A 10,532-nucleotide genomic window follows, 5' to 3' on the forward strand; every position below is an offset into this window, starting at 1 on the left:
ACGACGCTACTTTGAAGACACTCCCTAGGGTCCGCCCTCCGTACCCCGCCGGGATCCGCTTGGCCGGCGGGGGTCCGGACGGTCAGCCGCCCGGGGTGATCAGGCCCAGTTCATAGGCGGCGATGACCGCCTGGGCGCGGTCCCGCAGGCCCAGCTTGGCGAAGAGCCGGTTGATATGGGTCTTGACCGTGTGGTCGGTGACCCTCAGCCCGTGCGCTATCTCGGCGTTGGAGAGCCCCTGGGCGATCAGCAGCAGCACCTCCCGCTCCCGGGCGGTGAGAGCGGCCAGAGTGCCGATCCCGTGCGCGGGCGGTCGCGAGGGCCGCCCGCGCGCGGTGAACTCCTCGATCAGCCGCTTGGTCACATCGGGGGCCAGCATCGCCTTCCCGGCCGCCACCGCCCGTACCGCGTGCAGGAGTTCGGGGAAGGTCGCGTCCTTGAGCAGAAAGCCGCTCGCGCCCGCCGCGAGCGCGTCAAAGACGTACTCGTCGAGCTGGAACGTCGTCAGCATGAGGACCTTGGTGGCCCCCGAGCCGTCCGCCATGATCGTCCGTGCCGCCTCGATCCCGTCCGTCCCCGGCATCCGGATGTCGAGCAGCGCGATGTCGGGCCGGTGCCGCGCCACCAGCCGTACGGCCTCCGCGCCGTCCGCCGCCTCGCCCACCACCTCGATGTCCTCCTGGGTGGAGAGCAGATTCACGAAACCGGTCCGCACCACCGCCTGGTCGTCGGCCACGACCGCCCGGATCACCCCCGGGGCCCCCTGCCCGCCCGCCCCGGCCCCTCCGGCCCTCTTTCCGCCTCCGTACCCGCTCATGCCGTACCCCGCCTCGGCAGCTCCGCCTCGATCAGAAAGCCCCCCGTGCCGTCGTCCCGGCCGTGCCGCAGCCGGCCCCCGAGCAGGGCCGCCCGCTCCCGCATGCCGATCAGCCCGTGCCCGGCGCGCTCCGCCCGCCGAGGGGGGCCGGGACCGTCGTCCGCGATCCGCAGCGCGACCCGCTCCTCGCCGTAGTCGATGTCCACCCGGACGGAACAGCCCGGCGCGTGACGGCGCGCGTTGGTCAGCGCCTCCTGGACCGTGCGGTACACCGCCAGTTCCAGCGTGGACGAGAGCGGCGGCCGCACCCCGGCGGTGCGCAGCTCGACCCTTCCGCCGGCCGAGCGGTGCGTCTCCAGAAGCTCGCCGAGAGCGTCCAGACCGGGCTGCGGAGCCCGTCGCCCGGCCGTGGTCCCGCTCTCCGCGCTCTCCTCGCGGAGTACGAGCAGCAGTCCGCGCAGCTCGGCCATGGTCGACCGGGCCGTCGCGGCGATCCACTGGAAGCCGTCGCGAGCCTCGGGGGAGAGACCGGGGGTGGTGTAGGTCGCGCTCTCCGCCCGCACGGCGATCACCGAGACCGAGTGGGCCACGATGTCGTGCAGCTCACGGGCGATCGCGGCCCGCTCGGCCGCCACCGCCCCGCGCCGCTCCAGCTCCATGAACCGCAGCCGCGCCGCCTCCCGTTCGCGCCGCGCGTCCTGTCTGCCCCGGACCGCGTCGGCCGCGCTCACCGTCGCCACGATCACCGCCGACAGGACGAACGGCTCGGCGAAGTACGACAGCCCCGCCCCGGCCCACTCGGCGCCGTACACACCCATCGCCAGATGGCCCCCGTGGACCAGCAGCGCCCCGGCGATCGCGCCGCCCGCGACCACGACGGGGTGCGCGATCCGCCGGCGGGCCAGCGCGTACAGACCGGCGATCCCCGCGAGGGACACGGTGAGGAGCAGCTCCGGACGGAACAGGAAGTTCAGCAGCGCCGCCGCCACCGCGATCCCGGCCGGCCCCGGGTGCGTACGCCGCCACAGCAGCGGGAGGACCGCCGCGCCGAGGGTGATCAGCACGGGTACGGAGGAGATCCCGCCGAGTGAGACCTCCAGGACACCCAGGCCGAGCAGCGGGAGCACGACGATCCCCTCGCGCACGGGCGGGAGGGCGGCGGCGATCGGCCGGGGCCGCTTCGGCGAAGTCGCGGGCGGGGGACTCGGACTCATGGCGTCCATTCTCGGCTCCCGGCCCTTCGCGCGCGTCACCGCGTGGTGTGACGCCAACGGCTCTCCTCATACCAGGGGTTGATCCCCGCGGTCACCTCCTCGTGTGACGACCCGGGGCCCGCCCCGCTCGCAGACTGCCTCCGCGACCAGGAGGGAGGGAAACACCTGCGCGGACAGCCACCACAGGGCGTTCGGACCCCGGCCGCCCGCCGCCCATGTCCCGTACGGCTCCGAACCCGTGTCCCGGTCCCGGTCCCGGTCCCGGTCCCGGTCCCGGTCCCGGGGCCGTCCCCGCTCGTCCCGTCCCCGCTTCCGTACGACCTCTGGCAGGCTCACCGTGTCCCGCACCCTGATCGTCACCAATGACTTCCCGCCCCGCCAGGGCGGCATAGAGACCTTTGTCCATGAGATGGCCGTCCGCTTCCCCCGCGACGGGGTGGTCGTCTACACCTCCGCCACCCCGGGCGGCGAGGCCTTCGACGCACGGCTCCCCTTCCCCGTGGTCCGCGACCGCGCCCGGATGCTCCTCCCCACGGGCCGCCCCACCCGGCGGGCGGCGGAGCTGATCCGGCGCCACCGCTGCGACAGCGTGTGGTTCGGCGCGGCGGCTCCCCTGGGGCTGATGACCCCGGCCCTGCGGCGGACCACCGACGCGAAGCGGTTCGTCGCCACGACCCACGGCCACGAGGTGTGGTGGGCCCGCACCCCGGGCGCGCGGGCGCTGCTGCGGCGCGTCGGCGCGCAGGTGGACTGCCTGACCCACCTGGGCGGTTACACCCGGGAGCGGATCGCCCGCGCGATCGGCCCCGAGGCCGCCGCCCGGATGCGCAGGCTCACCCCCGGCGTGGACGCGGCCCTCTTCCACCGCCGGGGACAAGGGGCCGAGGTGCGCTCCCGGTACGGCCTGGGGGAGCGGCCGGTGGTGCTCTGCGCCGCCCGGCTGGTGCCCCGCAAGGGCCAGGACACCCTCGTCCGGGCGCTGCGCCGGGTGCACCGCGTACGCCCCGACACGGCACTCCTGCTCGTCGGCGGCGGACCGTACGAACGCGAGCTGCGCGAACTCGCCGTCCGGGAAGGGGTGTCGGACTCCGTCGTCCTCGCGGGCGGCCACCCCCACGAGGCCATGCCGTCCTTCTACGCGGCGGCCGACGTCTTCGCCATGCCGTGCCGCACCCGCCGGGCCGGTCTGGAGGTGGAGGGGCTCGGGATCGTCTTCCTGGAGGCCGCCGCCGCGGGCCTGCCCGTCGTCGTCGGCGCGTCGGGCGGCGCGCCCGACGCCGTGCGGGACGGCGAGACGGGCTTCGTGGTGGACGGACGGAGCGCCCCCGAGGTCGCCGGGCGGCTGCTGGAGCTGCTCGGCGATCGCGAACTGGCGCGGAGGATGGGCGCCGACGGCCGGTCCTGGGTCCGCTCGGAGTGGGGCTGGGAGCAGCGTTACCGGGAGCTGGCCGGTCTGCTGCGCGGCGAGGCCTGACGCCGCCCGTCCCGGGCCGCGTCAGGCTTCGCCGTCGTGCCGTCGTTGCCGTCCTGCCGTCGTTCCGTCCTCAGCGCGGGCGGGCTTCGATGATGTACAGCCCCGGCCCGTCCAGCGCCAGGGTGCTGGTGTGCTCGTACCCGGCCTGGTCGAGGAGGGCCGCGTACTCGGCCTCGGTGCGCTCCCGGCCGCCGAGGCCGAAGAGCATGACCATGTCCAGCGAGGCGGCGAGGCCGGGCTCCGGCTCCTCCGGAAGCACCGCCTCCACGATCAGCAGCCGTCCGTCGGCGTCACTCTGCGCCCGGCGGCACTCCCGCAGGATCGCCAGCGCCTGTTCGTCGTCCCAGTCGTGCAGGATCCACGAGAGGAGATGGGTGCCCGCCGAGGGCACGGCGGAGAAGAAGTCGCCCGACTTCACCGCCGCCCGCTCCTCCAGCCCGGCCGCGTCCAGCGCCTTCCGCGCGTCCTCCGCCAGCTGCGGCAGGTCGAAGACGGTGCCGGTCGCCCCGGGGTGCCGGGTCAGGATCTCCGCGAGCAGATGCCCCAGACCGCCGCCGATGTCCACGATCTCGCCCGCGTCACCGAAGTCGTAGGCGGCGGCGACCGCCCGCGCGGTCCGCTGGGTGAAGCTGACCATCGCCCCGTTGAAGATCGCCCCGTCCTCGGGGTTCTCGGCGAAATGACCGAAGTAGGTGTTCCCGAACCTGCTCTCGAACGAAGGCCGCCCGGTCCGCAGCGTCACCATCGGATCGTCCAGCATCCGGTACGTGATCCGGTACATCAGCCGGTACCACGAGCGAAGCGACTCGGGGTGCCCCGATTCGAGCACGGCGCTCTTCTCCGTACGCGCGTACGCCCCCTCGTCCGTGAGCCCCAGCACCCCGCCCGAGACCAGCGGGCGCAGCATCCTCTTCAGCGCGTCCGGCTGCGAGCCGGTCGCCTCGGCGAGCACGGCGAGCGGCACGGGCGCGTCGGCCACCAGGTCCGGTATGCCGAGTTCGACGGCGGTCTGAAGCGCCCGTTCGTTGAGGTATTCCCAGGACTGGGCGAAGAGTGTGTCGATCGTGGTGGACGATGAAGTCGTCATGTGTGCCGAGCTCCTTGGAGAGAGCGGACCGGTCTGGTCGGGAAGCATCCCCGGACCCGCCGTCCCGGGACCGGCCGCGGCGGCCGTTCCCCTCGGGCGGGCGCGGGTCATGCGCAGGAATATGCCCGAACGTGGTCAAAGATCGGTCAACGCCTCGGTCCGCGCGAGGACTTGGGCGACCGCTGTTCCTGTGCGGGCGATCAGCCGTTTCCGGGAGGCCGTCATGCGCGCCCGCCGGGTGGGCCGCCGCCGTGCCGACGGGGACGGAGGTTGACTTCTCCGTAAAACATGATGAGTTCCGGTTCCCCCTGGGCTGTTGTGGCAGCCGTGGTGAGCGTTTCCGACCCCTCAGGAGGAACCATGGCTTCCGACTCGTCGCCCCCGGCGCCGGTGCCCACCGTGTCGCTGATCGTGCCGACATTCAACGAGGCGGCGAACATCGATGAGCTGCTCGACAGTGTGTGCGCGGCGTTCCCGACGGGTCTGGAGATCGAGGTGCTGTTCGTCGACGACTCGACGGACGACACGCCGGAGGTCGTCGAGAGGGCGGCGGCGCGCTGCCCGATGCCGGTGTCGGTGCTGCACCGGGAGGTCGCCGAGGGGGGCCTCGGCGGGGCGGTGGTGGCCGGGATCGCGCGTACGAGTGCTCCGTGGATCGTGGTGATGGACGCGGATCTCCAGCATCCGCCGCACCTGGTGCCGCAGTTGGTCAAGGCGGGTGAGCACGCGGCGGCCGAGCTGGTCGTGGCCAGCAGATACGCGGAGGGCGGTGGGCGCGACGGACTCGCCGGCGGTTACCGGACAGCGGTCTCGGGGGCGTCGACCGCGCTGACCAAGGCGCTGTTCCCCCGACTGCTGCGTGGCGTCTCCGATCCGATGAGCGGGTTCTTCGCCATCCGGCGGGAGGCGATCGACCGCGCCGTGCGCGAGGCCGAGACACGGCAGGAAGGAGGGCTGCGACCGCTCGGCTACAAGATTCTGCTGGAGCTGGCGGTGCGCTGCCGGCCGCGTGGAGTGGTGGAGGTGCCGTACGCGTTCGGGGAGCGGTTCGCCGGCGAGTCCAAGTCCACGGTGCGGGAGGGGCTGCGGTTCCTCCGGCATCTGGCGGATCTGCGGACCAGCGACAAAAGCGCTCGGATGGTCGCCTTCGGACTGATCGGGGTTTCCGGCCTCGTGCCGAATCTGCTGGCGCTGTGGGTGCTGACCGGTGCCACCAGCCTGCATTACGCGGTGGCTGAGGTGCTGGCCAATCAGCTGGGGGTGCTGTGGAACTTCGCCCTGCTGGAGTTCCTGGTCTACCGGAGCGGGAAGCCGGGGCGCGGTGCGAGACGGCTGCTGGGGTTCGCGGTGCTCAGCAATGCCGACCTGCTGGCGCGGATCCCGTTGATGATGCTGCTCGTGGAGCGGGCCGGGCTGGGGCCGGTGACCGCGACCGTGATCAGTCTCGTGGTGGTCTTCGTGGTGCGGTTCCTCCTGGTGGACACGTTGGTCTACCGGCGCAGGCGAACGGCCGCCGAGCGCGCGGCGAGTCCGCCGGCCGCCGGGGTGCGGGACAGGCACGCTGCTTAGCCGACAAGGCAAACTCGTGGCGGGCCGCCCGGGCCGGCCAGCACACTCCCAGCGATGATCTCGCCAGTTCCCTCCCGGACGAACAGAGGCCCGAGCGACGTGCTGACAGCCCCCATTGACGCGGGAACGCATCCGTCTTCCGCGGCCCGGCCCGCGGTCGCGGTGGCGGGCGCCGTGACGGCGGTGCTGCTCGCGCTGTCCGGCAGGTACGGCTACAACGTCGACGAGCTGTACTTCCGGCTTCTCGGCGAACGCGGCTGGGCCTGGGGTTATACCGACCAGCCACCGCTGGTGCCGACCGTGGTGCACACCACCACCCGGCTTCTCGGCGACACGGTGTGGGCGATCCGGGTGCCGGCGGCGCTGTGCGCGGGCGCGGTGGTGCTGCTCGGGTCGCTGATCACCGCCGAACTCGGCGGCACCCGCCGGGCCCAGACCCTCTCCGCCCTGGGCCTGGGCAGCTCGTTCCTGGTCCTCAGCGTCGGCCACATCATGGTGACCACCACCCTGGACATGCTCGCGTGGGCGGCGATCCTGCTGTTCGTGCTGCGGGCGCTGTTGCGCGGTGAGGGCAAGTGGTGGCTGTGGGCGGGTGTGGTGCTGGGGCTGGCGCTGTACGCCAAGTACATCGTGGTGCTGCTGCCGGTGGCGCTGCTGGTGGGGCTGGCGCTGGTCGGGCCGCGGAAGGTGTTCCGCGACCGGTGGCTGTACGGGGGCATCGGCCTGGCGCTGGTCATCGGCTCGCCGAACCTGGTCTACCAGGCCGTCCACGGCTTCCCGCAGCTGCGGATGGCCGATGCGCTGGGCGCCACCGACGGTCCGATGAACCGGGTCATCTTCCTGCCGGGCCTGGTGATCCTGCTGGGTCCCGTGCTGACGGCGGTGTGGGTGGCGGGGCTGGTGAAGCTTCTGCGCGATCCGGTGTGGCGGCCGGTGCGGGCACTGGCGCCGGCGTTCGCGGTCGGGGTGGCGCTGACCGTCTACGGCGGCGGCCGTCCTGATTACGTCGGCGGATTCCTGATCGGGCTGTTCGCGGCCGGGGCGGTGGTCGTCGACCGGTGGACGGGGCGGCGCCGATCCCGGTGGGTACTGCTGTGCGCCGGGCTGACCGCCGGTGCGGTCCTGCAGGTGCTGACGGCCCTGCCGGTGCTGCCGCGGAACTCCCCGCTCGTGCCGCTGAACAACATCTCTCTGGAGAGCATCGGCTGGCCCCGGCTGGCCGGGCAGGTGCGCACGGCGTACGAGGTCCTGCCGCCACAGCAGCGGGAGCGGGCGGTGGTGCTGGCCGCCAATCTCGGTGAGGCGGGTGCGCTGGACCGCTACGGGCGGGGTCTGCCCGAGGTGTACAGCGGCCACAATGAGCTGCACGCGTGGGGTCCGCCGCCGGACAGCGCCGATGTGGTGGTCGCGGTGGGTGTCGACCGGAGCCGGCTGACCGCCGACTTCACCTCGTGCGCCGTTGTCGGGAAGGTCGACAACGGCGTCGGCGTCGAGAACGCGGAACAGGGCGCGCCGATCACGGTGTGCCACGGCCGCAAGGCCTCCTGGGCCCTGCTGTGGCCCGCCTACCACTACTTGAGCGGCTGACCTCCGGGCTGCCCCGGGCTGTCCGCGAATCGACGACTCAGCGGGAGATGAGGTGTGATGACGGCATCCCTCGACAGGGAATCCAGGACGGTCGCGGTCGGACCGGGGGCGTTCCACCCGGCGCCCCCGGCATGGCGGCCGGTCGCCGTGGTGGTGGCCGCGCTGACCGTGCTGCTGTTCGCCTTCTCCGGTGAGTACGGCTATCACGCGGACGAGTTGTACTTCCGGCTGCTGGGGGAGCACGGCCCCGCCTGGGGATATGTGGACCAGCCGCCGCTGCTGCCGATGGCCGTACGGCTCGCCGCGGAGATCTTCGGCGACAGCTTGTGGGCGATCCGGGTGCCGGCGGTGCTGTGCGCGGGCGCGGTGACCCTGCTCGGGGCGATGATCGCCGCCGAGCTGGGCGGTTCCCGGCGGGCCCAGACGCTGACCGCGTTCGGGGTGGCCACGTCGACGATGGTGCTCAGCCTCGGCCACTGGATCCTCACCACCAGCTTCGACACCGTGGCGTGGGCGGCGATCCTGCTGTTCGTGCTGCGGGCGCTGTTGCGCGGTGAGGGCAAGTGGTGGCTGTGGGCGGGTGTGGTGCTGGGGCTGGCGCTGTACGCCAAGTACATCGTGGTGCTGCTGCCGGTGGCGCTGCTGGTGGGGCTGGCGCTGGTCGGGCCGCGGAAGGTGTTCCGCGACCGGTGGCTGTACGGGGGCATCGGCCTGGCGCTGGTCATCGGCTCGCCGAACCTGGTCTACCAGGCCGTCCACGGCTTCCCGCAGCTCCGGATGGCGGAGGGGCTGGCGGGCACCGACGGTGAGGCGAACCGTGCCATGTTCGCCACGAACCTGATCCTGCTGTTCGGCCCGGTGCTGTTCGTGCTGTGTGTGATCGGGCTGGTCGAACTCTTCCGGGTGCCGGAGTGGAAACCCGTACGGACACTGGCGGTCGGTTATCTCGTCGCGACCGCGGCGGCGTATCTCATCGAGGGCGGCCGGCCGGACTACACCGGCGGACTGCTGATCGCGCTGCTGGCCGCCGGGTGCGTGGCGGCCGACCGGTGGGCGGGCGTCCGCAGGCTGCGGCTCGCGGTGCTCGCGGTCTGTCTGGTGCTCACCACCGCGGTACAGACACTGCTGTCGCTGCCGGTGATCCCCAAGAGCGCGCTGCGCGACTTCCAGATCGCCAGCATGGCGATGGAGACGGTGGGCTGGCCCCGTATGGTCGAGCAGACCGAGGCGGCCTACCGCGCGCTGTCTGAGGAGGACCGCTCCCGCGCGGTCATCCTCACCGAGAACTTCGGTGAGGCGGGTGCGCTGGACCGCTACGGGCGGGGTCTGCCCGAGGTGTACAGCGGCCACAATGAGCTGCACGCGTGGGGTCCGCCGCCGGACAGCGCCGATGTGGTGGTCGCGGTGGGTGTCGACCGGAGCCGGCTGACCGCCGACTTCACCAGCTGCGAGACCGTCGACCACATCGACAACCGTCTGGGTATCGACAATCCGGAGCAGGGCGTGCCGATCACGGTGTGCCACGGCCCCAAGAAGCCCTGGCGCACCCTGTGGCCAGCCTATCGGCATTACAACGCCTATCTGTAGAGAGCATCTTGGAGCCGCGCTCTCCGACGACCTGCTTCGCTGCACGGTAAAAGTCGTGGATCAGCCGCCGGGTTCCCCCGACACTGGAAATCGCTGGACTGCGTACGCCCATCCAATCAACTTCCGGACGGCCCCTTCGGGGTGGAGGCGTGATATGAGTACCGAGGTTTCCGAGGCGCAGGCGCGATGCGCTGTAGCAGACATCTTCAACTCGACGCTCGCTTCATCGGCGATCGGTGCCGCATGGGAGCTCGGAGCTTTCGAGGAACTGAGGAAGAACGGCAAGCTGGACATCGCGGATTTCGCTGTGCGCCGTGACCTGCACGAGCCGGCGGTTGTCGGCATGTTTACCGCACTGGCGAGTGTGGGAATCGTGCGGCGGGATGGCGCGACCGTCGGCCTCGGCCCTTATTTTGACGAGGCCGACCGGCACCGTTCACTGTTCCACTGGCTCAATCAGGGCAGCGGTGAACTCTTCCGCCGTATGCCGCAGGTGATCTCGAACAAGAACCGTGTCGGAGAGTTCTACCGGCGGGACGCGGCGGCTATCAGTTATGCCTGCCGGGAGATCAGTGAGCGCTATTTCGACCCCGCCTTCTGGGCGGCGGTCGACGGCCTGGGCTACACCCCGACCACAGTCGCCGACCTGGGATCCGGCAGCGGTGAGCGGCTGATCCAGATCGCCCAGCGGTTCCCCGGCGTCCGCGGTGTCGGGGTGGACATCGCGGACGGCGCGATCAGCATGGCGGAAAAGGAGGTGACCGCCAGGGGATTCGGCGACCAGATCTCCTTTGTGCGTGGCGACGCGCGCACGATCGACCAGGTCCCGGCGCGCGAGAAATTCGCTGAGGCCGACCTGCTCACTTGCTTTATGATGGGGCACGATTTTTGGCCCCGTGAGAACTGCGTACAGACGCTGCGAAAGCTGCGCGCGGCATTCCCGAATGTGCGCCGATTCCTGCTCGGAGATGCCACCCGTACCGTCGGCATACCGGACCGAGAACTCCCCGTGTTCACGCTGGGATTTGAGTTCGGGCACGACATGATGGGCGTTTACCTGCCGACCCTCGACGAGTGGGACGGAGTATTCGAAGAGGGCGGCTGGCGCTGTGTGAAGAAGCACGCCATCGACTCACTCTCGGTCTCGGTGGTCTTCGAACTCGAATAGCCGCACCTGTATATGAGTACCGGTCACGT

8 protein-coding genes are annotated in these 10,532 nt (G+C 71.5%); 5 read left to right on the forward strand and 3 right to left on the reverse strand.

The window, feature by feature from the left end; all coding sequences use genetic code 11:
- Nucleotides 1-82: 82 nt before the first annotated feature.
- Both IE247_RS09685 and IE247_RS09690 read right to left on the reverse strand, forming a co-directional pair.
- Entirely contained in the window at nucleotides 83-817 is a 735-nt protein-coding gene (locus tag IE247_RS09685) for a response regulator (protein ID WP_308433214.1), read from the reverse strand.
- A complete protein-coding gene (locus IE247_RS09690) occupies nucleotides 814-2,031 on the reverse strand; it encodes a sensor histidine kinase (RefSeq protein ID WP_190122579.1) in 1,218 nt (405 codons plus the stop codon). The genes IE247_RS09685 and IE247_RS09690 overlap by 4 nt, the downstream gene beginning before the upstream one ends.
- A 337-nt stretch (nucleotides 2,032-2,368) precedes the next feature.
- Between IE247_RS09690 and IE247_RS09695 the strand changes: the two genes are divergently transcribed.
- Nucleotides 2,369-3,505 carry a glycosyltransferase family 4 protein gene (locus IE247_RS09695; protein ID WP_190122580.1) on the forward strand — a complete coding sequence of 379 codons (1,137 nt, stop codon included), beginning with the start codon at nucleotides 2,369-2,371 and terminating at the stop codon, nucleotides 3,503-3,505.
- Nucleotides 3,506-3,575: 70 nt separating this feature from the next.
- Here IE247_RS09695 and IE247_RS09700 read toward each other — a convergent pair whose 3' ends face one another.
- Nucleotides 3,576-4,592, reverse strand: a complete 1,017-nt coding sequence (locus IE247_RS09700) for a methyltransferase (protein WP_190122581.1) — start codon at nucleotides 4,590-4,592, stop codon at nucleotides 3,576-3,578.
- 360 nt (nucleotides 4,593-4,952) lie between these two features.
- Between IE247_RS09700 and IE247_RS09705 the strand changes: the two genes are divergently transcribed.
- The 4 genes from IE247_RS09705 (at nucleotide 4,953) to mppJ (ending at nucleotide 10,503) form a co-directional block, all read left to right on the forward strand.
- Nucleotides 4,953-6,161, forward strand: a complete 1,209-nt coding sequence (locus IE247_RS09705; RefSeq protein WP_190122582.1) for a glycosyltransferase — start codon at nucleotides 4,953-4,955, stop codon at nucleotides 6,159-6,161.
- Nucleotides 6,162-6,260: 99 nt separating this feature from the next.
- Nucleotides 6,261-7,748, forward strand: a complete 1,488-nt coding sequence (locus IE247_RS09710) for a glycosyltransferase family 39 protein (RefSeq protein ID WP_229868966.1) — start codon at nucleotides 6,261-6,263, stop codon at nucleotides 7,746-7,748.
- A gap of 57 nt (nucleotides 7,749-7,805) precedes the next feature.
- Nucleotides 7,806-9,335 (forward strand): glycosyltransferase family 39 protein, encoded by a 1,530-nt coding sequence (locus tag IE247_RS09715; protein ID WP_229868968.1) that lies wholly within the window; start codon nucleotides 7,806-7,808, stop codon nucleotides 9,333-9,335.
- A 154-nt stretch (nucleotides 9,336-9,489) separates the two neighbouring features.
- Nucleotides 9,490-10,503 (forward strand): phenylpyruvate C(3)-methyltransferase, encoded by a 1,014-nt coding sequence (gene mppJ, locus IE247_RS09720; RefSeq protein WP_190122585.1) that lies wholly within the window; start codon nucleotides 9,490-9,492, stop codon nucleotides 10,501-10,503.
- Nucleotides 10,504-10,532: the final 29 nt, after the last annotated feature.

This window comes from Streptomyces inusitatus (assembly GCF_014651115.1).
GTDB classification, from domain to species: Bacteria; Actinomycetota; Actinomycetes; order Streptomycetales; family Streptomycetaceae; genus Streptomyces; species Streptomyces amakusaensis.